The organism is Lentisalinibacter orientalis (assembly GCF_040706535.1).
Lineage (GTDB): Bacteria > Pseudomonadota > Gammaproteobacteria > Steroidobacterales > Woeseiaceae > Lentisalinibacter > Lentisalinibacter orientalis.
Window position 1 is genome coordinate 113,792 of sequence record NZ_JAPDRJ010000001.1, and the last position, 22,742, is coordinate 136,533.

Below are 22,742 nucleotides of genomic sequence, written 5' to 3' on the forward strand. Positions count from 1 at the left end.
TACATTCATGCTACTGCTACCCCCTCGACCACGCCTTCCAGCCGGTCTTCCAGTTCATCGCCCGCCCGCTGCAATGCTTCGAGCATGCTCTCGTCGGGCGTCCAGTATTGTCGTTCGTGGGCCTCCAGCAGGCGGCTCGCCACCCGCGCCGAGGCCGTCGGATTCAGGTCGGCCAGTCGCTGGCGCATCTCCTCGTCCAGGACGAAGGTCTGCGTCAGCTGCCGGTACACCCAGGGTGCCACCTGTCCGGTAGTGGCCGACCAGCCCATGGTGTTGGTGATGTGGGACTCGATCTGGCGCACACCCTCGTAGCCGTGCTTCAGCATGCCCTCGTACCACTTCGGGTTGAGCATGCGGGTGCGGGTCTCCAGCGCCACCTGCTCGGACAGCGTGCGCACGGTGCCCTCGCCCCGGGTCTGGTCGCCGATGTACACCGGCACGCTCTGCCCGGCGGCCGAGTTCACGGCCCGGTTGATGCCGCCGAGGGTGTCGAAGTAGTGATCGATGGTGGTGACGCCCAGCTCGACCGAATCCACGTTCTGGTACGCCAGCTCCACGCCGCCCAGCACGTTTTTCAGCAGCTCCGCCTGCTGCATGGGCCGGCCGCTGCGGCCGTAGGCGAAGCACTTGCGCCGGGTGTAGGTGTCGGCCAGTTCGTCCTCGTCGTCCCAGCAGCCGCTGTCGATCATGTGGTTCACGTTCGAGCCGTAGGCGCCGGCCGCGTTGCTGAACACGCGCAGCGCCGCGGTGTCGAGGTCGCAGCCGTGGGCTTCCTGGTAGGCGAGCACGTGCTTGCGGATGAAGTTCTGCTCGCAGGGCTCGTCCGCGCCGGCCGCCAGCCACGCGGCCTCGGCGAGCATGCGGGTCTGCAGCGGCAGCAGATCGCGGAAGATGCCGGACAGCGTCACCACCACGTCGATGCGCGGGCGGCCCAGCTCGGCCAGCGGGATCAGTTCGGCGCCGGACAGGCGGCCGTAGCTGTCGAAGCGCGGCCGCGCGCCCATCAGCGCCATGGCCTGGGCGACCGGCGCGCCCTCGCTCTTGAGGTTGTCCGTGCCCCAGAGCACCAGCGCCGTGGTCTCCGGCAGGCGGTTGCCCTCGGCCAGGTGGCGCTCGAGCAGCCGCTCGGCCTGGCGGGCACCGTCGGCCTGCGCGAACGCGCTCGGCATGCGGAACGGGTCGAAGCCGTGCAGGTTGCGGCCCGTCGGCAGGATGTCGGTGGTGCGCAGCAGGTCGCCGCCCGGCACCGGCCGGACGAAGCGTCCGTCCAGCGCCTTTAGTATGGCGTCTATCTCGTGGTCTTCGGACAGCAGCGCCGCTGCGGTGGCCAGTTCGCCGAACACCTCGAGACTGGTCTCGTTCTTCTCCATGCCGCCCGCGGCGAGTGCCTCGGCGGCCGATGCACCGGCTGCGAGCGCTTCCATCGCGGCCGCCGGCGGCCGCTCGCCGGTGGCGCCCTCGGCGATGGCGGCCAGCATGTCGGCCCGCTCGGCCTCCGAGGGGGCCTCGCCCACAACGTGCAGGCCGTGGGGTATGAGGGCGTATTCGAGTTCCAGCATCGCCTCGTTCAGGCGTGCGATCTCGGCCTCGGCCGCGTCGGCGGGCCACTCGGGCTCGAGTGCGGCCAGATCCAGCTCGGCCGCCTGGGCCTGGATCAGGGCGGCCAGCTCCGCACCCTCGCTGCCCGACTCCGGCGGCAGTGCGCGCCAGCGCTCGATGCTGGCCTTCAGGTCGGCCAGGCCTCGGTAGAGGCCGGCCTGGGCCACCGGCGGCGTGAGATAGCTGATCAGCGTGGCGGCGGCGCGGCGCTTGGCGATGGTGCCCTCGGACGGGTTGTTGGCCGCGTACAGGTACAGATTGGGCAGGTCGCCGATGAGACGCTCGGGCCAGCAGGCGGCAGACAGGCCGGTCTGCTTGCCCGGCATGAATTCCAGCGCACCGTGGGTGCCGAAGTGCAGCACCGCATGCGCGGCGTAATCCTCGCGCAGGTAACGGTAGAAGGCGGAGAAGGCATGGGTGGGCGCGAAGCCCTGCTCGAACAGCAGCCTCATGGGGTCGCCCTCGTAGCCGAAGGCGGGCTGGATGCCGACGAAGGCGTTGCCGAAGTGCTCGCCCAGCACGAAGATCGAGCTGCCGTCGGTCTGATGCTTGCCCGGGGCCGGCCCCCACTGGGATTCGATGTCGGCGAGCCAGGTCTCGCGGCGCACGTGATCGTCGGTGCCGATGCGGGCGCAGACGTTCGCGTCGGCACCGTACCGGCGGGCGTTGCCGCCGAGCAGGCGTTCGCGCAGCGCATCCTCGTTCTCGGGCACCTCCACGTCGTAGCCGTCGCGCGCCAGCGCGCGCAGCGTGTGCAGCAGCGAGGCCCATACCGAGAGGTGCGCCGCCGTGCCGGTGGCGCCGGAATTCGGCGGGAAGTTGAACAGCACCAGGCCCACCCGGCGCTCGGCCACCGGCGTGCGCCGCAGGCGGATCAGGCGCTCCACCCGGGCTGCGAGGGCGGCGGCCCGTTCGGGCTGCGGATGCATGTCGCGCTTGCGGTCTTCCGCCGCGGCCGTGGAGCGTCCGCCGAACAGCATCGGCGCCGTCGCGCCGTCCAGCTCGGGGATGGCCACCATCATGGTGGACTCCACCGGCATCAGGCCGAGCGTGGAATCCTCCCACTGCTCGAGGGACTGGAACTCGACGGCGTGGGCGGCCAGGTAGGGCACGTCGAGCTCGCCCAGCAACTGCTCGGCAGCCGCGGAGTCGTTATAGGCCGGCCCGCCGACCAGCGAGAAGCCGGTCAGCGAGACGACGGCGTCCACCAGGGTCTCGCCGTCGCGGCGGAAGAAGCGCTCGACCGCCGGACGGGCGTCGAGGCCGCTGGAGAACGCCGGTATCACCCTGAGCCCGCGCGCCTCCAGCGCGGCGATGACGCCGTCGTAATGGTCCGTGTTGCCGGCGAGGACGTAGGAGCGCATCACCAGCAGCCCCACGGTGCCGTTGCGCCCGTCCGTCTTCGGCAGCCGGCGCGCGTCCTCGCCCATGCGCTGTCTGAGGCGCGGATGGTAGACGCCCACCTCGGGGTACTCGGCCGGCAGCGCGGCCTTCACCCGGTCGCGCAGCCCGCGCCGCGGGCCGTCCGCGTAACGGCCGATCAGGAAGCGCACCATGTTCGCCACGTTGTCGTCGGAGCTGGCCAGCCAGTACTGCAGCGTCAGGAAGTAGGCCCTGACGTCCTGGGCGGTGCCGGGGATGAAGCGCAGGATCTGGGGCAGGCGCCGGAGCATCGCCATCTGGCGCGCACCGGCGGTGCTGCCGCCGCCTTCGGTCTTCTTCGGCTTCAGCTTCTTCAGGAAGGCGAGCGGCCCCTTCTGGCTGCCGTCCATGCGGAAATTGCCGAGCTTCGTAAGCCGCGCCACCTCGGCGGCGGACATGCAGCACACCAGCGCGTCGCAGCCGTCCCGGCGGGCGCGCAAGTCTTCCAGGATGGGCTGGATGTGGTCGTCCATGAACATCATGGTGACCACGATGATGTCGGCCCGGGCGATGTCCTCGCGGCAGCGGGCCAGCGCATCCTCGTCCGCCGTCCATTCGGTGGCCACGTGCAGGTGCATCGACAGCCCGGGCAGCTCGCGGCGCAGCTGACGATGGGCGCGCTCGACGGCACTCGCCATGTGACTGTCGAGCGTCACCATGACGAAATTGACCGGTGTCCGATCAGCGGCCGAAGTGTGCTTTGGCATCGTACAGTGTCTCGACGGTGATGCTCGCCACGCCCCGTTCGGTGGCGTAGCGCTCGGTATTCCTGCGGGCCTTGCCGCGCACGAAGAACGGGATTTTCTTCAGCTCCTGCTCGGCGTCCTCGGTCCACACCGCGCCGGTATGGTCGATGGTGTCGCCGAGGTCATGGCCGGCGGCGGCTGCCTCCGCGGTGCGCTCACCGGCGGCGGGCTTGCGGCCGTGCCCGAGATGGGACGGCATGGCCTCGTCGTTGAACTCGAAGTCGTCCCGGAACATGGTCAGCAGGTGCTCCTCCAGGCCCATCATCAGGGGGTGCACCCAGGTGTCGAAGATGACGTTGGCGCCTTCCCAGCCCATCTGCGGCGAGTAGCGCGCGGGGAAGTCCTGCACGTGCACCGGCGAGGAGATGACGGCACAGCCGATGCCGAGGCGCTTGGCGATGTGGCGCTCCATCTGGGTGCCGAGCACGAGTTCCGGCTCGAGTTCGGCCACCCTCGCCTCCACTTCCAGGTAGTCGTCGGTGATCAGCGGCTCGACGCCGTATTCCTTCGCGGCCTGGCGCACCTCGCGGGCGAATTCCCGGCTGTAGGTGCCGAGGCCGACCACGTCGAAACCCATCTCTTCTCTGGCGATCCGCGCCGCCGCCACCGCGTGGGTGGCGTCACCGAAGATGAACACCCGCTTGCCGGTGAGATAGGTGCTGTCGACGGAGCGCGAATACCAGGGCAGGCGCGAGGCGGAGGTGGCCAGCGCGTCGCTGACGTCGAGGCCGGCCAGTTCGCCGACCTCGGCGATGAAGTCGCGCGTGGCGCCCACGCCGATGGGTACCGTCTTCACGTACGGCTGGCGGAACATGCGCTCCAGCCAGGCGCAGGTGGTGTGCGCGATCTCCGGATACAGGCAGACGTTGAAGTCCGCGTCGGGGATGCGCTGGAGGTCTTCCGGCGTCGCGCCCTCCGGCGCCACCACGTTGACGTCCACGCCGAGGCTCGCGAGCAGGCCGGTGATCTCGCGCACGTCGTCGCGGCAGCGGAAGCCCAGCGCCGACGGGCCGAGCAGGTTGGCGCTGGGCCGGCGTCCCTCGGGCCGGGGCGCGGGCTCGCTGCCCGGCGCCGGTATCCGGCCGGTGAGCAGCGTGCGCACCAGATGATAGAAGGTCTCGCTGGCGCCCCAGTTCTCCTTGCGGGAGTAGGACGGCAGTTCCAGCGGCACGATCGGCACCGGGAAATCCATGCTCTCCGCCAGCGAGCCGGGCTGGTCCTGGATCAGCTCGGCGGTGCACGATTCGCCCACCAGCATCGCCCGGGGACGGAAACGTTCGTAAGCTTCCCTGAGCGTGTCCTTCACGAGTCCCGCGGTGTCGGCACCGAGGTCGCGGGCCTGGAAGGTGGTGTAGGTCACCGACGGGCGAGTCGGGCGCCGCTCGATCATGGTGAACAGCAGGTCTGCGTAGGTATCGCCCTGGGGCGCGTGCAGCACGTAGTGCACGCCCTCCATCGAAGTGGCGATGCGCATGGCCCCGACGTGGGGCGGACCTTCGTATGTCCAGAGGGTCAGCTGCATGTCACACCGCCAGCCTTTCCATCCGGTTCAGCGGCCGGGCGAACAGCTCGGCGAGATCCGCCGCCTGCTCGAAGCCGTGCACCGGCGTGAAGACGAGCTCGATGGACCACTTCGTGCGGAAGCCCTCCGCCTCGAGCGGATTCGCGAGCCCGAGGCCGCAGACCGTGAGATCGGGCGCGTCTTCGCGGACCCGGTCCAGCTGCCGCTCGACGTGCTGGCCCTCCGACAGGCGCACGTCGCGCGGCAGGCGCTCCAGCTCGGCCGCCACCACCTGGCGGTCGAGATAGGGCGTGCCCACCTCGACCAGCTCCATGCCGCATTCCTCGTGCAGGAAGCGGGCCAGCGGGATCTCGAGCTGGGAATCCGGCAGGAAGGTGATGCGCCGGCCGGCGAGTTTCTCCCGGTAGCGCTCCAGGGCCCGGCGCGCCCGCGATGCCGGCGCCTCGGTGGCCGCACGGACCCGCTCGGCGGGAATGTCCCTGGCGGCGGCGGCCGCCTCGAGCCAGGCCAGCGTACCTTCCACGCCGAAGGGATAGGGGGCGTCGATCAGCCGCGCGCCCCGCGCCGCCAGCGCCCGCGCCGTCTCGCCGAGGAAAGGCTGGGCCAGCAGCACGTCGGTGCCGGGACCCACCGGCGGCAGTTCCGCCGCGGCCCGCGGCGGCAGGAAACCCACGTCGTCGATACCGATCTCGCGGAACAGCCGGCCGAACTGGTCCTCGACCACGTCGGCCAGGGTCCCGACCACCAGCAGCGAGCGCTCGCCCGCCGGCAGCGCCGGCAGCTCCGGCACCAGTGTCTGCAGGCAGTTGTCCTCGCCCTGGGTGAAGGTGGTCTCGATGCCGCTGCCGGAGTAGTTCAGCACGCGGACCCGGCCCCGGTGGGCGTGGGACAGGCGCTCGGCCGCCTTGGCGAGGTCCAGCTTGATGACCTCCGAGGGGCAGGAGCCCACCAGGAACAGGGTGCGGATCTCCGGCCGCCGCTCCAGCAGCTGGCCGGCGATGCGGTCGAGTTCGTCGTTGCAGTCGGCCAGGCCCGCGAGGTCGCGCTCCTCGAGGATGGCCGTGGCGAACCGCGGCTCGGCGAAGATCATGACGCCGGCGGCCGACTGTATAAGGTGTGCGCAGGTGCGCGAGCCCACCACCAGGAAAAAAGCGTCCTGGATCTTGCGGTGCAGCCACACGATGCCCGTGAGTCCGCAGAAGACCTCCCGCTGGCCCCGCTCGCGGAGCACCGGCCGCTCGGAGCAGCCGCCGGGGAGGCTGGTGGCTGCCGCGCTCCGGTTCATTCGACCGCGTACCCCGCCGCCGCACCGTGCCCCGGGCCCGCCCGCGGCGCCGATTGCTCGAGCCGCGCGGAACGCAGCTTCAGCAGGAACTGCGTTGCGTTGACGACATAAGCCGCGTAGGCTGCCAACGCAAGGAGCATCTGATGGCGCGCCTCAATAATTCCAAAGGCAAGAGCCGCGAGATAAGCCGTATGCAGCGCCATGACGAGCATGCTGACCACGTCCTCCCAGAAGAAGCTGGGCGCGAACAGCCAGCGGCCGAACACCACCCGCTCCCAGATCGACCCCGTCACCATAATTGCGTAAAGAATCAACGTCTTGACGACGACGGAGACGGTCGCGGCGTAATAGCCCTCGCCGGTGCCCAGATAACGGATCACCAGGGCGAAACTCACCAGGAATACCAGGAACTGGAGCGGCGCGAGGATGCCCTGCACCAGGGTCCAGCGGGACTCGTCCCGCCTCTTGCGCTCCGCTTCGGTGTAGAGAGGTTTTCTGTTCTTGTGCCGGGTCATGCGACCACGTGTCTCGCTGGTCTCGGTGCCGTTGTTCACGAATCTAGACGCCTTGTTTCGATCTGTCAACTAAACCAGACGTAAACAAGACTTGACAAACTGGGGGTAGAATTCGATGATGAGGCTCGCGTCCCCATAAGGGCGCGCGCCGGCTGTCGGAAAAGCTGCCCCTGAGGGGAGCGCATCCGCCGCCAACCCGCCGGAGAGCGGCAAGGACGGTGGATGCCGTAGCAGGGCCTGGAGGGGCCCGCAGCGGCCCGGTCGAAGGATCTCGGCCGGCCGCAGAAGACAAAGAAGGAGGCGCGCGATGCCCGAACGGGGAGCTCGGCATCTGGCCGGAGACGACCAGGGACCAAACCATCATCCGCTGGCGAAGAGCGGCGAAACGGACGAGGACCGATGGAGAGAGGACGATGACGACTGCGAGGTGCCGCGGGACCGTCTGGCCCAGCTGGTTCGCATCATCGAATCCGAAACCATCCCGAGACTAGTGCTGGCGCATAAGAAAGAGGTCGCGCTCGACGACCAGGTGGAACAGGCCGGGCCCGGCGTGGACCCGGAGGCGGTGCGCGAACTCGCCGCGCTGGTCCTGTCGCCGGACCAGGAGCTGGCCCTGACCTACGTGCGCTCGCTGCGCGACAAGGGCATCCGGCGGGAGCGACTGTTCCTCGACCTGCTCGGCCCGACGGCCCGCTACCTCGGCAGCCTGTGGGAAGACGACCTCTGCGATTTCACCGAAGTGACGGTCGGACTGTGCCGGCTGCACCAGCTGGTGCGCGAGATGAGCCCGGGCTTCATGCGCGCGGGCAACGACGTGGAGATCAAGCGCGCGCTGCTGGCGCCGGTACCCGGCGAGCAGCATACCTTCGGCCTGCTCATGGTGACCGAGTTCTTCCGCCGCGAGGGCTGGGACGTCTGGGGCGGCCCCTCCGCCAGCCACAGCGACGTCCTGCAGGTCGTCAATGCCGAGAAGTTCACGGTGGTCGGTTTCTCGGTGAGCTGCGACGACCGGCTGGACGAACTGACCCAGTGGATCCAGACCATCCGCAACCAATCCCGCAACCCGGAGATCGGCGTGCTCGTCGGCGGCCGGGTATTCATCGATAACCCCGAGCTCGTGCGCGAAGTCGGCGCCGACGCGACGGCCCTGGACGGGCGACAGGCAGCACTCGACGCGCTGGAGCTGCCCCGTCAACTGAAGAGGCATTAGTGACCAATCCGCATCAGGTAAGCGCAAGGGGCAACCGGCACACGGCGATAACCAGGGCCTTCCGCTCCGCGGCCCGCACGCTGGATCAGCTGACCGCCAATACCATTGCCACCCTGATTGCGGCCAGCGCCGACATCGCACTGGTGATCGACGCGAAGGGCGTCATCGTCGACCTGTCCCTGGGCGGCAGCGACCTGTCGCCGGAGCTCGGCGACCACTGGCTGGGCAAGCCGTGGCTCGAGACCGTCGCTCTCGACAGTCGGCCGAAGGTGGAGGCGCTGCTGGAGGATGCGGCTCGGGGCGAGAGCCCGCGCTGGCGGCACGTCAACCATCTCACCACCGAGGGCCGGAACATACCGGTGCGCTACTGCACCGTGCGCCTGCGCAAGGACGGCAACATCGTGGCGGTGGGCCGCGACCTGCAGGCCATCGCGAATCTGCAGCAGCGGCTGGTGGACGCCCAGCAGTCCGTCGAGCGCGACTACTGGAACCTGCGCCAGCTGGAGACCCGCTACCGCTTCCTGTTCCAGACCGCTTCCGAGGCCGTGCTGATCGTCGATGCGGGCAGCCAGAAGGTCCTGGAAGTGAACCCGGTGGCGGAGAAACTGCTGGGCGAGCGCGGCAAGAAGATCGTCGGCCGGCCGCTCGCCGATGCCTTCGCGAAGAAGAGCACGGCGGCGATCCATGACTTCCTGGCCGAGGTGCGGGCGGCCGGGCGCGCCGAGGACATACAGGCGAAGCTGCCCGACGATCGCCGCCTCACTCTGCGGGCCGCTCTGCTGCGGCAGGAGAGCGGAATGCTCATGCTGGTGCGCCTGCATACGCTGGACGGAAGCGAGGCGGACTCGTCGCTCTCCGAGGCGAAGCGACAGCTCGCCAGCATCGTGGAAAGCGCGCCGGACGGCATCGTGGTCACGAGCCAGGACGGGCGCATCGTCAGCGCCAACGCGGCCTTCCTGGAGCTGGCGCAGCTCGCCGGCGAGGACGAAGCCAAGGGCGAGTCGCTGGACCAGTGGCTCGGGCGGCCGGGCGTAGACCTGAACGTACTCATCGCCAACGTGCGCCAGCACGGTTCGGTGCGCCTGTTCTCCACGTCCGTGCAGGGCAATTACGGCACGGTCACCGAGGTGGAGATCTCCGCCGTCGCCATCCGCAGCGAGGACCGGCTGCGCTTCGGCTTCGTGATCCGGGACGTGGGCCCGCGGCTCACGACCGACGCCCAGACCATGCAGGCCCTGCCGCGTTCGGTGGAGCAGCTGAAGGATCTCGTCGGCCGGGTGCCGCTGAAGGAACTCGTGCGCGAGGCCACCGACCTCATCGAGAAGCTCTGCATCGAGGCCGCCCTCGAGCTGACCGACGACAACCGCGCATCCGCGGCCGAACTCCTCGGGCTGAGCCGTCAGAGCCTGTACGTCAAACTCAGACGCTACGGGCTCGGCGACCTGGGACCCGACACCGATACCTGACCCATGGGCGGACAGGCCACCGGTAGCGTCCACGCGCCGGCCCCGGCGCCCGGGGCCGTACTCGAACTGCTGAAACCCATCACCTGGTTCCCGCCGATGTGGGCCTTCATGTGCGGGGTCGTCTCCTCCGGCGTGCCGCTGTCCGGCAACTGGCTGCTGATCGCCGCGGGCATCGCGCTGGCCGGCCCGCTGGTTTGCGCGACCAGCCAGGCGGCGAACGACTGGTTCGACCGCCACGTGGACGCCATCAACGAACCGAACCGTCCGATCCCCTCGGGCAGGATCCCCGGCCGCTGGGGGCTCTACATCGCGATCGCCTGGACGATGCTGTCGCTGGCCCTGGCCGCCGTCCTCGGCACCTGGGTATTCGGCGCCGCGGTGGTCGGGCTGATCCTGGCCTGGGTGTACAGCGCGCCGCCGCTGCGCCTGAAACAGAACGGCTGGTGGGGCAATAGCGCCGTCGCCGCCTGCTACGAGGGGCTGCCCTGGATCACCGGCGCGGCCGTCATGATCGGCGGCGCCATGCCTGACGGGCGCGTGTTCGTGCTGGCCGCGCTCTACAGCGCGGGCTGCCACGGCATCATGACGCTGAACGATTTCAAGTCCGTGGAGGGCGACCTGCGCATGGGCGTGGGCTCCATCCCGGCCCGCATCGGGCCCGAACGGGCGGCCATGCTGGCCTGCATCACCATGGCAGTGCCGCAGGTGGCGGTCATCGGTTGCCTCTGGTGGTGGGGACTCGCGCCCTGGGCCCTCGGCGTCGCCGCCGTGCTCGTCAGCCAGCTCGCGCTGATGCCGCGGCTGCTGAAAGACCCGCGCGGCAAGGCCGCCTGGTACAACGGCACGGGCATCACGCTGTACGTCTCCGGGATGATGATCAGCGCCTTCGGGCTGCGCGCCCTGGAGCTCGCGCCGTGAAGCCGCTGGGCTGGTTCGGCATCTTCCGCGTCGGCCTGGTGCAGACCGCGCTCGGCGCCATCGTCGTGCTGACGACCTCCACCCTGAACCGGGTGATGGTGGTCGAGCTGGGCCTGGCCGCCATGCTGCCCGGCGCGCTGGTGGCGCTGCACTATGCCGTGCAGGTCTCCCGGCCGCGGCTCGGCTACGGCTCGGACCTGGGCGGCCGGCGTACGCCGTGGATCATCGGCGGCATGGCGGTGCTCGGCATCGGCGGCATCACCGCGTCCTGCGCCACGGCCTGGATGGCCACCGACCCGGTCGCCGGCGCGGCACTGGCCGCGCTGGCATTCCTGCTGATCGGCGTCGGCGTCGGCGCCGCCGGCACGTCGCTGCTGGTGCTGCTCGCGAAGCGGGTCACGCCGGAGCGACGCGCCCCGGCGGCCACCACCGTCTGGCTGATGATGATCGCCGGCTTCGCCGTGACGGCCGGGGTGGCGGGTCATTTCCTGGACCCCTTCTCCATGCCGCGGCTGATCACCGTCACCAGTATCGTCTGCGGCGCGGCTTTCCTGTTGACGCTGGTCGCCATCCGCAATGTGGAGGGCCACGCAAGTGCGGCTTCCGCGGCGGCGGACACCGGCACCGCAGCCGCGGGCGAGGAACCCGGACCGCCGTTCCGCCATGCGCTGGCGGAGGTCTGGTCCGAGCCGCGGGCGCGGCGGTTCTCGATCTTCGTTTTCGTCTCCATGCTCGCCTACAGCGGCCAGGAGCTGATCGTCGAGCCCTTCGCCGGCACCGTCTTCGGCCTGACGCCCGGCCAGTCCACCCAGCTCGCCGGCGTCCAGAACACGGGCATGCTGGTCGGCATGATCCTGGTGGCCGTCGGTGCCCGGCGCTTCGGCACGCTGAGCGGCTGGACCATCGGCGGCTGCATCGCCTCCGCCGTCGCCCTGGTGGCCCTGGCGGCGGGCGGCTTCTTCGCCGACGAGTGGCCGCTCAGGGCCAGCATTTTCGCACTCGGCATGGCCAACGGCGCCTTCGCCGTGGCCGCCATCGGCTCGATGATGGCGCTGGTGGCAGCGGGCAGGGAGCGCCGGGAAGGAGTCCGCATGGGTCTCTGGGGCGCCGCCCAGGCCGTGGCGTTCGGCGCGGGCGGCTTCCTCGGCACCATGGGCGTCGACGTGATGCGCAGCCTGGTGAGCCTGCCGGCCACCGCCTACGGCACGGTGTTCGCCAGCCAGGCGGTGATGTTCCTCTTGGCCACCGTGCTGGCGGCGCGGGTCGGCCACACCGGAGAACGCGGCAGCGAGACGCCACAGACGGGACCCGTGCGACTGGCGACGGAGACGGGCAGACAATGACAGAGGAAACGACATGGAAGAATTCGAAGTAGTCGTCGTCGGCGGCGGACCCGCCGGGGCCACTGCCGCTGCCACTCTCGCCCGCCAGGGCCGCTCCGTGCTGCTGCTGGACCGGGAAGGACGCATCAAGCCCTGCGGCGGCGCCATCCCGCCCCGCCTGATCCGGGACTTCGAGATACCCGACGCGCTGCTGGTGGCGAAGGTGGACTCCGCGCGCATGGTGGCGCCTTCCGGGCGCGGCGTCGACATGCCCATCGAGGGCGGCTATGTCGGCATGGTGGACCGGGAGGAATTCGACGAATGGCTGCGGGTGCGGGCGGCCGCCGCGGGCGCCGACCGGCGCCAGGGCACCTTCCGCGAGATCACCCGGGACGCCGACGGCACGGCGGTCGTGCATTACCGTGCCCGCGAGGACGGCCGCGACGCGGCGCCGCGGGCGGTCCGTGCCCGGGCCGTCATCGGTGCCGACGGCGCCAACTCGCGGGTGGCGAAGCAGATGGTGCCCGGCGGCGACGCCATCCCCTACGTCGCCGCCTATCACGAGATCATCCGCTCGCCCGCCCAGGGCCAGGGAGACTTCGACGGCAAGCGCTGCGACGTGTACTACCAGGGCCACCTGTCACCGGACTTCTACGCCTGGATCTTCCCCCACGGCGAGCACACCAGCGTGGGCGTGGGCAGCGCCAACAAGGGCTTCTCCCTGCGCGGTGCTGTGGACGAACTGCGCGCCGCCACCGGCATGAGCGAGTGCGAGACCGTGCGGCGCGAAGGTGCGCCGATACCGCTGAAGCCGCTGAAGCGCTGGGATAACGGCCGCGACGTCCTGCTGGCGGGCGATGCCGCCGGTATCGTGGCGCCGGCCTCCGGCGAGGGCATCTATTACGCGATGGTCGGCGGCCAGTACGCCGCGGAGGCCGTGGCGGAGTTCTGCGCCACCGGCAAGGCGAAGGCATTGAAGAAGGCGCGCAAGCGCTTCCTGAAGGAGCACGGACGGGTGTTCTGGGTGCTGGGCCTGCTGCAGCGTTTCTGGTACTCGTCGGACAAGCGGCGCGAGCGCTTCGTCAGCATCTGCGAGGATCCGGACGTCCAGCGCCTGACCTGGGAGGCGTACATGAACAAGCGTCTCGTGCGCGCGAAGCCGGTCACCCACGTGCGCATCTTCTTCAAGGATCTCGCCCACCTGCTGGGTATCGTCTCGCCGTGAGCGCCTGTCCTTGAGCGTAAGAGCCGTACGCCCGCTGCCGATCCTGGTCGCCGCCCTCGCCGTCCTGGCAATGGGTGCCGGCGGCGGGCTGCTGACCGATCTCGGCCCCTGGTACCAGAACCTGGTGCAACCGGACTGGAAGCCGCCCGACGTCGCCTTCGGGCCGGTCTGGACGAGCATCTTCGTGCTGGCCGGCATCGGCGGCGTGCTGGCCTGGTCGGCCGCCGACGGCACCGCCGACCGGCGCCGCATCCTGGCGCTGTTCGGGGTCAATGCCTTCCTGAACCTGGGCTGGAGCGTCGCGTTCTTCCAGGTGAAGCGCCCGGATTGGGCGCTCGCCGAGCTGGTGCTGCTGTGGCTGTCGATCGTGGCGCTGATCGTCGGCCTGAGACGGCTCTCGCTGGCGGCCTCCCTGCTGATGGTCCCCTATCTCGCCTGGGTGACGTTCGCCGGTTTCCTGAACTACGCCATCGTGCAGCTCAATTAGAGATCCTCCTGCCGTCGCGTCCAGCCGGACGCCGACTCAGCTGAAGACCTGATAGACGGTGAAGGCGCCGAGATAGCCGAGCGCGGTCATGTAGGACCAGGCGAAAACGGGCCAGCGCCAGCTGTTGGTCTCCCGGCGGATGACGGCGAGCGTCGCCGCACACTGCAGACACCAGGCGTAGAACACCAGCAGGCCGAGCACCATCGGCAGCGTGAACACGGGACTGCCGTCGGGCCAGGTCGCCGCGTTCAGCCGCTCCGACAGGCGTTCGTCGTCGGCCTCGGCGCCGACCGCATAGATGGTGCCGAGCACGGCCACGACCACCTCCCGCGCCGGGAACCCGGCCAGCACCGCCGCGGACACCCGCCAGTCCCAGCCGAGCGGATGGAAGACCGGGGCGATGGTCTCGCCGGCCCGCCCGAGCCAGCTCTGGGCGAGCTGGGCGGCAGCGGCTTCGTTCTCGATCTGACGGAGCCGCTCCTCCAGCGCCTCGCCCTCGTAGGCTGCGACGGCCCGGGCGGCAGCCTCCCCGGCCGCCTGCTCCACCGCCTCCGAGCGGGGGAAATACGCCAGCGCCCAGACGATCACGGCTACCGAGAAGATGACCGTGCCGGCACGGCGCAGGAAGATGCGCGCCCGGTCGAGCAGTTTTATCGCCACCGTGCGCAGGTTCGGATAACGGAACTCGGGCAGCGTCAGCATGAAGGTGGGACGCTCGCCGCGCAGCGCAGAGCGCTTCAGCAGGAGCGCGGTGCCCACCCCGCCGAAGATGCTGAGCAGGTACAGGCCGAACAGCACGAGGCCCTGCAGATTCAGGGGTCCCACGCCGCGGTCCGGCACGAAGGCCGCGATCAGCAGCGCATAGACGGGCAGTCGGGCCGAGCAGGTCATGAACGGCGCGGCGAGGATGGTGGCGATGCGGTCGCGTCGATTCGGTATCACGCGGGTCGCCATGATGGCCGGCACGGCACACGCAAACCCCGAGAGCAGCGGGATCACCGAATGGCCGGAGAGCCCGACGCTGCGCATGGCACGATCAACCAGGAACGCCGCACGCGCGAGATAGCCCGTATCCTCCATGAGGATCAGGAACAGGAACAGGATCATGATCTGGGGCAGAAAGATCACCACGCTGCCCACGCCGGCGATCACGCCGTCCACCAGGAAGCTCGCGAGGAAGCCATCCGGCAGCCGGGCCTGCAGGAACCCCCCGGCGCCGCTGACGGCCGCGTCGATCAGATCCATCATGGGCGTCGCCCAGGCGAATACGGCCTGGAAGACCACGGCCATGGACAGGATGAACAGGCCGGTGGCGGGCCAGGGCCGGGCGAACCAGGCGGCCAGCCGCGCCCCCTGGCGCTCGATGGCCGAGCCTTCCTGCTGAACGTCCGCCAGCGTCGCGCGGATCCAGCGGTAACGCTCCCGCGCCTCCACGGCCCGCGGCGGCTCCTCGCCGAACAGCTCTCGCCTGGCGTCTGCCAGCGCCTGACGGCCGCGCTCGTCCAGCGTCTGCTGCCGCCACGCCACGGTGGCCGGGTCGTCGTCCACCAGGGCACGCTCGATGTCGACGATGCCGACATGAGGGGGCAGGTCCGCCAGCTCCTCTCTCAGGCGCTCGGCCGTCTCCCGCAGCGCCGGCCAGAAGCCGACCCTGCGCGGCGGGGCCGTCTCCGCCAGCTGCGCCAGTCGGCTCTTCAGTTCGCCGAAGCCGCGGCCCGTGGTGGCCACAACGGGGACGATGGGGATGCCGCCGAGCTTCGCGGACAGCGCCTCCACGTCGATGAGCGTGCCGTTGCGCCTGGCGATATCGGTCATGGTGAGCGCGACCAGCAGCGGCCGTTCCAGCTCGACCAGCTGCTGCAGGAAGTACAGGCTCTGGTAAAGCTGGGTGGCGTCGACGACCGCCAGGATGGCGTCCGGCGGCGGGGTGCCCGGCATGCGGCCGAGCAGCACATCCACGGCGATGCGCTCGTCCGCGGAGTAGGGGCTCATGCCGTAGGTGCCGGGGAGGTCGATCAGGTCGAACTCGCCCTCCGGCAGCGAGGCGCGACCGGACTTCTTCTCGACGGTGACGCCGGGATAGTTGCCCGTATGCTGGCGCATGCCGGTAAGCCGGTTGAAGACGGTGCTCTTCCCGGCGTTGGGATTACCGACCAGCGCGATGGTGCCCGCCGCCCGGCGGGTCATCGCGACTGACGAGAGGGGGACGGCTATTTCCCGGTTGTCGCTCATTCCCCTTCGGGGGCGTTGTTCCCTTCCAGGTGCTCCACGCGGAACCGCCTGGCCTGGTCCTGGCGCAGCGAGATGGACGTGCCGTGGAGACGGAATTCCAGCGGGTCGCCGCCCAGGGAGCGGTGCAGGAAGGTGAGTTCCGCGCCTTCCACCAGGCCGAGGGTCATCAGGCGCTGGACGCCCGGATCTGACGGATCGACCGCCGCAATCCGGACGCGATCGCCGTTCTTGAGGTCTTTAAGGGTCATTTCAGCTCTCTGTTTCGGAGCCGAATGATAATCGTTTGCGTCTTTGCTAGCCATTGCGGGAAGCGCGTACTCTCCCGCGATCTGCCACGCACCGCGGGGCCAACCGGCCCCACCGGGCTGCGGCATCCGGCCGCCGGTAGCGGTCGGACGCCGCGCCGACGGGACTCAGCTCGCGGCTTTCTTCCGGGACGCCTTCTTCGCGGAAGCCTTCTTCGTCGCCGCTTTCCTGGCGGTCTTCTTCCTGGCCACCTTCTTCTTCGCTACCTTCTTCGTGACGGCCTTCTTCTTCGCGGCCTTCTTCTTCGCGGCTTTCTTCTTTGCGGGCTTCTTCTTCGCAGTCTTCTTCGCTGCCGTCTTCTTCGCGGCGGCCTTGTTCTTTTTCTTCTTCCTGCCGGTCATCCTCTCGATCTGCTTCTCGACCTGGTCTATCGCCTTGTCGATGCGCAGCGCATGGGTGAGGTGTTTGCGCGCCGAATTGAGATCGTCGCGCACCAGCTTGAGATCCTTGCGCATGTCGGCGGCTTCTTCCCGCGCCTCGCCGACCGTCTTCTTCAGGTTCTCGATCTGCTCTTTCAGTTCCTTGCGTGCCTTCTCACTGGTCGTCCTGGCGAGCTTCTCCGCCTTGTTCTGCATGTCCTTGCGGGCCTTCTCGACGCGCTTGTTGGCCTTCTTGATCTCGCGCATCAAGCGGTCGCGCTCCCGGCCGAGCCGTTTCGTCGCAGACTCTGCTGCCTTGCGGAATTCTTTCTTGGCGTCCTGCAATGCGCGCTGCTGCTTCCTGACTTCTTCGATCATGATCGTACTCCATCAAACGCTCTTACGGAGACCGCTTCCATTCAGCCCTCCGCAGGGATGCTACCCGAGTGCCCGGGTACCGTCATCCGCAAAAACCAGGGGCCGCACGATGCGGCCCCTGGAAACTCAGCTCGCCGTGCCGGCGGCACCGGACAGCCTTGGCTCGGCCTCGTCGTCCGGCCCGGCGCCAATCAGGAAGCGTGCCAGCGCCGGCAGCAGCACGAGCGCGCCCAGCATGTTCCACAGGAACATGAAGGTCAGCATGAGACCCATGTCCGCCTGGAACTTGATGGGAGAGAAGATCCAGGTGGCGACGCCCACCGCAAGAGTGATGCCGGTGAAGGCCACGGCCTGACCGGTCGTCTGCAGCGTCCGGTCGTAGGCGGCCTTGAGGCCGAGGCCGTCGCGCAGATGGGAGTCGAGGCGGCTGAAGATGTAGATACCGTAATCCACGCCGATACCGACGCCGAGTGCGATCACGGGCAGTGTCGCTACCTTGACGCCGATGCCGAGGAAGGCCATCAGCGCCTGCGCCAGCACGGAGGTGAGCGCCAGCGGCAGGATGATGCAGATCACGGCGCGCCAGGAGCGGAAGGCGAGCAGCACGAGGAAGCTGACCACACCGTACACCAGCGCCAGCATCTGGTACTGCGCCGTGGCGATCACCTCGTTGGTGGCCGCCTCGATGCCGGCGTTGCCGGCGGCCAGCACGAAACGCACGTCGTCGCTGTTGTTCGCCTCGGCGAAGGCCTCGGCGTCGGCGACCACCCGCTGCAGCGTCTCGGCCTTGTGGTCTTCCAGGAACAGCAGCACCGGAACCATGCTGCAGTCCACGTTCATCAGATTCGAGGGCACCCGGGAGAGCGAGTTGTTCAGGATGTACTGGTTGCGGCTCAGCGTGTGCCAGAGCGGATTGCCCTCGTTCATCGCCTGGATGACCAGCTTGGAGACGTTCACCAGCGAGACCACCGACTGCACGCCCCTGGTGTCGCTCATCACCTCCTGGAAGCGATCGATCGCCGCCAGGGTCTCGTACTCCCCGCATTGCTGCGGCGGAGTCTCGACCATGACCACGAACACGTCGGTGCCGGTCGAGAAGTTCCTGGTCAGAAACGCGTTGTCCAGGTTGTAACGCGAATCCGGTCGCAACTCCGGCGCGCCCGGATCGAGGTCGCCGATGCGCAGATCCTGGCTGAAGTAGAAGCCCAGCCCGCCCAGCACGATGGCCACGCCGATAGCCAGCGTAGCCCGACCGCGCAGGACGAAATTGCCGAAGAACTGCCAGGTGGGATGCGGCTTCTCCCGGCGCTTCTGCAGGTGACGCACGCCGTGCTTCGAGATGCCGGTGTAGGACAGCAGCACCGGCAGCAGGAACAGGTTGGTGAAGATGATGACGGCGACGCCGATGCCGGCGGTCAGCGCCAGCTCCTGGATAACCGGGATGTCGATCACCATCAGCGTGAGGAAGCCGATACCGTCGCTGACCAGCGCCACCATGCCGGGGACGAACAGCACCCGGAAGGTGCCGCGCGCGGCCTGCTCCGCCGTGGCGCCCGCACTGAACCGGTTGGCGACGTTGTTGATGATCTGCACCGAGTGGCTGATGCCGATGGCGAAGACCAGGAACGGCACCAGCATGGAGTAAGGGTCCAGGCCGTAACCGAGTGTCTTCAGCAGCCCGAGCTGCCAGATCACCGCCATGGTCGAGCAGACCAGCGGCATCATCGTCGCCCAGTGGCAACGAGAGTAATAGTAGAGCAGAACGAGCGTAATCAGGAAGGCGATGCCGAAGAACGAAGCCACCAGCGTGGCGCCCTCGATCAGGTCGCCGACGACCTTCGCGAAGCCGGTGATGCGGATCTTGATCGTGTCGGATTCGTACTTGTCCCGCACGAGGCGCTCGAGATCCTGGGAGAACTCGTAATAATCGAGCTTCTCGCCGGTCTCCGGATTCACATCCACCAGCGGCGCGATGATTGCCGCCGAACGGAAGTTGTTCGCCACGAGCCGGCCGATCTGGCCGGATCGGTCTATGTTTTCCCGCAGTTGCTGCAGCGCTCTCGGCGAGCCGTCATAGTCGTCCGGGATGACCGCGCCGCCGCGGAAGCCTTCCTCGGTGACCTCGCTCCAGCGTACGTTCGGCGTCCACAGCGATTCGAGCTTCGAGCGGTCGACGCCGGTAATGTAGAAGACCTCGTCGGTGATCTCCTGCAGTGTCTCCTGGAACTCCGCATCGAAGATATCGCCTTCCGTCGTCTGCACGATGATGCGCACGAAATTGCCGAGCGAGGCCAGATCCTGCTTGTTCTCGAGATAGTTCTCGATATAGGGATGCGAGACCGGAATCATCTTCTCGAAGCTCGCGTCCGGACGCAGCTGACTCGCCTGGAAGGTGAGGAACGCCGTCACCGCCGCGAAGAGCAGCAGGATGATGGGGCGATTGGAAAACAGCAGCGGCGCGACGTGCGCCTCGCGGGCGAGTTGCTCCTGCAACCGGCGACTGCGGCTTTCTTCGTCCTCGCCGCCGTGCGACTCCTGATTTCTGTCTTCCGTCATGGTGCGGCATCCTCAGCCGTGTCGAGATCGGTGCGGACGCCGCCGAAACCGGCGATGAGCATGCGCCCGTTCCCGGCCCGCTCGACGGCGGCCAGCGAAGCTCGGCTCTCGAGCGGCACGCTGGAGAATGTCTGCCCGTCGTCCCGGCTCTCGAGGATGGTGCCTGCAGCACCGACCAGCACGATGCGGCCATCCGGGAACACCCGTCCGCCGAACAGCGTACTCTCGCCGGGCGCATCGATGGCCGTCCAGGTATCGCCGTCGTCCTCGGAGCGGAAGATCCGTCCGCGCAGCCCGAAGATCAGCACGCTGCCCTGCTCCGTCGTCACGATGCCGAAGAAGGAACCCTCGTAGGGCGAGTCCAGCGCCTCCCACGTATCGCCGTTGTCTCTGGAGCGATGCAGCTGGCCGGCCTCGCCCGCGATCAGCAGCGCGCCGGACTCGCTGAGTCCGATGTCGTAGAGGTGATAGCCGTTGGGATTGTCCAGTCGGTGTGAGCGCAGCTTCCAGGCCTCGCCGCCATCGCCGGTGTGAAGCAGCAGCCCGTAGGCGCCGGTGATATAGCCGCTGCGCTCGTTCTGGAACCAGACGTTCAGGGCCGGGTGCGTGATGCCCTCCTCCCGGACGCGTTCGGCGTCCTCGAGAGCGAACTCGGCCTCTTCCAGAGCCCACTGGGCGTCTTCGCGCTCATCGTCCGCTGCGTTCTCCAGCCTCGCGCGGGCCTCGTCGATGAGCTCCTTCGCCGCAGCGATCTGCAGCTCGGCAATATCTTCTCCGGTGAGGGCGACGGACCAGGTTTCGCCGCGGTCGGCGCTGGTCAGCACTATACCCTCGTGGCCTACCGCCCATCCGGCGTCGGCGCGCGGAAAATCGACGGCCGTCAGCATGAGGGAGACCGGCACATCCGCATGCTGCCAGGCGTTGCCGCCGTCGTCGGAATAGATGATGTGGCCCTGCTCACCGACTGCGACGAGTCGGTCCCCCGCCCGGTCGAGGTCGACCAGCAGGGCATGCTCGGCGTCCGGAGACGGGATTGCCGGTCGATAGGCGAACGGCTCCTGCGCCATGCCCGCCACGCTCCACAGGCACAGCAGCACTGCAATCGCTTTCTTCAAAGACTCCCCCTCTGCAGAGATCGCGGCCGGCCGCGCTCACCCGGGCGGCCGGCCGCGCTGTCGATTGACTACCGGATGCCGGACCTCCTGAGAGCCGCCGGGGTGTACTCGCGTTCGGTCGCCTCGTAGCCCCACACGTAGCTGTAACCTTCCACCTCGTTGTCGAGGCCGATCGGCAGATGGCGGCCGGAGATCAGGTCGTACGACGAAGTGGCGATGGCCCAGGGCACCTGCGCCTGGTAGTGGACGATCTGGTGGGCCTCCTTGACCCGCCACAGCTCGCCGCGACCGTCGTACTGGTCGGCCACCGCGATCTGCCACATATCCTCGTCCACGTAGAAGACGCGTTTGGCGTAGACGTGACGCTCGCCTTCCTTCAGCGTGGCTTCGACGATCCAGACCCGATGCAACTCGTAACGGAGGTACTCCGGATTCAGATGTCCCGGCATGACGATGTCCTCGTAGGACAGGCTCTTGTCGGCCAGCCGGTAGGCATTGTACGGGATGTAGAGCTCTTTCTTGCCGATGAGCTTCCAGTTGTACTTGTCCGGCGCACCGTTATACATGTCCAGATCGTCCGCGGTGCGCAGACCGTCGGAAGCGGTACCGGGACCGTCGTAGGCGACGTCCGGCGCCCGGCGTACCCGGCGCTGACCGGCGTTGTACACCCAGGCCGCCCGCGGCTCTTTCACCTGGTTGATGTTCTCGTGCACCAGCAGCACGTCGCCCTCCAGTCGGGCGGGCGCGACGATGCGCTGCTTGTAGTAGAACAGCCGGTTTTCCGGCGCGTCCTCCAGGTAGCGCGCGTAGGTGAGCTGGTCCTCGAAGATCACCGGGCTGAAGGCGCCGTTGGCCTGCACCGGGATCTGGGCATAGGTGCGCTTGAAGCTGCCGCCCCGGTAGCGCATCACGTGGTTCCAGACGATCTCGATGCCGCTCTCCGGAATCGGGAACGGGAAGTCGGAAGCGAGGTTCTCCAGACCGTTGCCGCCGGCGACGAGCTCGACGTCCACCGCGCCGGCCTTGACCTGGTCATACACCTCCTGGGGATAACCCGCGGTCCGCCGGGACTTGTAGACCGGCATCCGGTAGGTATCCGGGTAACGCTTCAGGACGGCGATCTGGCCCGGAGACAGGTTCTCCTCGTACTCCTGGTAGTTCTCCGCCGTGATGACGAACAGGGGCTCGTCCCCGGGGAAGGGATCCACCAGCGGACCGCCGTCGACGTAGTTCGCCGGCGGCTCGGTGAGACCACCGGTCCATTCCGGGATCGTGCCCGCTTCGTTGCCCGCGCGCTCGGCGCCCATCGGGGTCAGTTCCGACTCCGACAGGAAGGACGGCGGCGCCAGGCCCGCCGACCAGATGGCGAGATCCGCAGGGAGACGCTCGCCGGAAGCAAGGACGACGGACTTCGCTGTGAGTCGGGAGACCGCCGCGCCGGTGTGCCAGCGGACCGGCAGTCCGGCGCAGCGCGCGCGTACGTCTGCGGCCAGCGCCGCCGGCAGGCCGGGCAGAATCTCCGGCTCGCGCTCGACCACGTGGACGGTGAGACCTTCGTCGCCGCGGTGACGGCGCAGTACCTCGCCGAGGGCCTCGACGCCGGAGACGCCGCCGCCGACGATCACCACCGACGCCGGCGAACCACGGCCGCGCCCGGCAATCGCGGTCAGCCGCTCCTCGATGAAGGCGGCATCGTCGGCATGACGGAAGTCGACGGCATGCTGCGCGGCGCCGGCTACGCCGCCGTGGGCCCTTGCCCCGCCCGGGGCGAGCAGACAGGCGTCGTAGTCCAGCGCTGCGCCCGCCGCCGTATGGATCCGGCGGGCGCCGGCGTCCACGCGATCCACCGCGTCCTCCAGGAAGCGGTGGCCGGCACTCTCGACCAGCGCGCGGCTGTCGAGCAGCACGTCGCGGCGGCTCTTCAGGCCCGAGAGGATCTCGTGGATGTTCGGCGTCCACTCGAACGCGGCGCTCGGGTCCACCACCGTCACGGCATAGCGCCGGGAGATCGCAGTGGCGGCGGCCAGTCCGGCGAAACCCGCGCCGACGATGACGATGCGTCGTTTCCTCAATGCCATG

15 protein-coding genes and 1 pseudogene are annotated in these 22,742 nt (G+C 68.6%); 6 read left to right on the forward strand and 10 right to left on the reverse strand.

The window, feature by feature from the left end; all coding sequences use genetic code 11:
• Positions 1 to 5 precede the first annotated feature (5 nt).
• Genes ACJMK0_RS00495 through bchF form a run of 4 tightly spaced genes read right to left on the reverse strand, consistent with a single transcriptional unit; the run spans position 6 to position 7,089 of the window.
• Positions 6 to 3,728 (reverse strand): magnesium chelatase subunit H, encoded by a 3,723-nt coding sequence (locus tag ACJMK0_RS00495; protein ID WP_405234856.1) that lies wholly within the window; start codon positions 3,726 to 3,728, stop codon positions 6 to 8.
• On the reverse strand, positions 3,703 to 5,289 hold the full coding sequence (gene bchB, locus ACJMK0_RS00500) for a ferredoxin:protochlorophyllide reductase (ATP-dependent) subunit B (RefSeq protein WP_405234857.1): 1,587 nt from the start codon (positions 5,287 to 5,289) through the stop codon (positions 3,703 to 3,705). Before bchB ends, ACJMK0_RS00495 begins: the two co-directional genes overlap by 26 nt.
• Position 5,290: 1 nt before the next feature.
• A complete protein-coding gene (locus ACJMK0_RS00505; RefSeq protein ID WP_405234858.1) occupies positions 5,291 to 6,574 on the reverse strand; it encodes a ferredoxin:protochlorophyllide reductase (ATP-dependent) subunit N in 1,284 nt (427 codons plus the stop codon).
• On the reverse strand, positions 6,571 to 7,089 hold the full coding sequence (bchF, locus tag ACJMK0_RS00510; protein WP_405237860.1) for a 2-vinyl bacteriochlorophyllide hydratase: 519 nt from the start codon (positions 7,087 to 7,089) through the stop codon (positions 6,571 to 6,573). The genes ACJMK0_RS00505 and bchF overlap by 4 nt, the downstream gene beginning before the upstream one ends.
• A gap of 307 nt (positions 7,090 to 7,396) precedes the next feature.
• Here bchF and ACJMK0_RS00515 point away from each other — a divergent pair, with 307 nt between their 5' ends.
• From ACJMK0_RS00515 to ACJMK0_RS00540, 6 genes are read left to right on the forward strand one after another with little or no spacing between them, the layout of a single operon-like run.
• Entirely contained in the window at positions 7,397 to 8,299 is a 903-nt protein-coding gene (locus ACJMK0_RS00515) for a cobalamin B12-binding domain-containing protein (RefSeq protein ID WP_405234859.1), read from the forward strand.
• Positions 8,299 to 9,765, forward strand: coding sequence for a transcriptional regulator PpsR (ppsR, locus tag ACJMK0_RS00520; RefSeq protein ID WP_405234860.1), 1,467 nt, complete (start codon positions 8,299 to 8,301; stop codon positions 9,763 to 9,765). Before ACJMK0_RS00515 ends, ppsR begins: the two co-directional genes overlap by 1 nt.
• A 3-nt stretch (positions 9,766 to 9,768) precedes the next feature.
• A complete protein-coding gene (gene chlG, locus ACJMK0_RS00525; RefSeq protein WP_405234861.1) occupies positions 9,769 to 10,683 on the forward strand; it encodes a chlorophyll synthase ChlG in 915 nt (304 codons plus the stop codon).
• Positions 10,680 to 12,026: a BCD family MFS transporter gene (locus ACJMK0_RS00530; protein ID WP_405234862.1), complete on the forward strand. Its 1,347-nt coding sequence runs from the start codon at positions 10,680 to 10,682 to the stop codon at positions 12,024 to 12,026. The genes chlG and ACJMK0_RS00530 overlap by 4 nt, the downstream gene beginning before the upstream one ends.
• A 13-nt stretch (positions 12,027 to 12,039) precedes the next feature.
• Positions 12,040 to 13,230: a geranylgeranyl diphosphate reductase gene (locus ACJMK0_RS00535; RefSeq protein WP_405234863.1), complete on the forward strand. Its 1,191-nt coding sequence runs from the start codon at positions 12,040 to 12,042 to the stop codon at positions 13,228 to 13,230.
• A 10-nt stretch (positions 13,231 to 13,240) separates the two neighbouring features.
• Entirely contained in the window at positions 13,241 to 13,717 is a 477-nt protein-coding gene (locus ACJMK0_RS00540) for a TspO/MBR family protein (RefSeq protein WP_405234864.1), read from the forward strand.
• Positions 13,718 to 13,753: 36 nt separating this feature from the next.
• On the opposite strand, the gene feoB is transcribed toward ACJMK0_RS00540, so the two are convergent.
• From feoB to ACJMK0_RS00570, 6 genes and pseudogenes are all read right to left on the reverse strand, one after another.
• On the reverse strand, positions 13,754 to 15,949 hold the full coding sequence (gene feoB / locus ACJMK0_RS00545; protein ID WP_405234865.1) for a ferrous iron transport protein B: 2,196 nt from the start codon (positions 15,947 to 15,949) through the stop codon (positions 13,754 to 13,756).
• The gene (locus ACJMK0_RS00550) at positions 15,946 to 16,197 is read right to left on the reverse strand and encodes a FeoA family protein (protein ID WP_405234866.1); all 252 of its coding nucleotides are present in this window, start codon (positions 16,195 to 16,197) and stop codon (positions 15,946 to 15,948) included. The genes feoB and ACJMK0_RS00550 overlap by 4 nt, the downstream gene beginning before the upstream one ends.
• 279 nt (positions 16,198 to 16,476) lie before the next feature.
• A pseudogene (locus tag ACJMK0_RS00555) lies at positions 16,477 to 16,560 on the reverse strand (50S ribosomal protein L17); the annotation flags it as partial.
• 558 nt (positions 16,561 to 17,118) lie between these two features.
• Complete coding sequence (locus tag ACJMK0_RS00560; protein WP_405234867.1) at positions 17,119 to 19,548, reverse strand: efflux RND transporter permease subunit; 2,430 nt, start codon at positions 19,546 to 19,548, stop codon at positions 17,119 to 17,121.
• Positions 19,545 to 20,663: a YCF48-related protein gene (locus ACJMK0_RS00565; protein ID WP_405234868.1), complete on the reverse strand. Its 1,119-nt coding sequence runs from the start codon at positions 20,661 to 20,663 to the stop codon at positions 19,545 to 19,547. The genes ACJMK0_RS00560 and ACJMK0_RS00565 overlap by 4 nt, the downstream gene beginning before the upstream one ends.
• 68 nt (positions 20,664 to 20,731) lie before the next feature.
• Complete coding sequence (locus ACJMK0_RS00570; protein WP_405234869.1) at positions 20,732 to 22,741, reverse strand: DUF1329 domain-containing protein; 2,010 nt, start codon at positions 22,739 to 22,741, stop codon at positions 20,732 to 20,734.
• Between the last annotated feature and the right edge of the window lies 1 nt (position 22,742).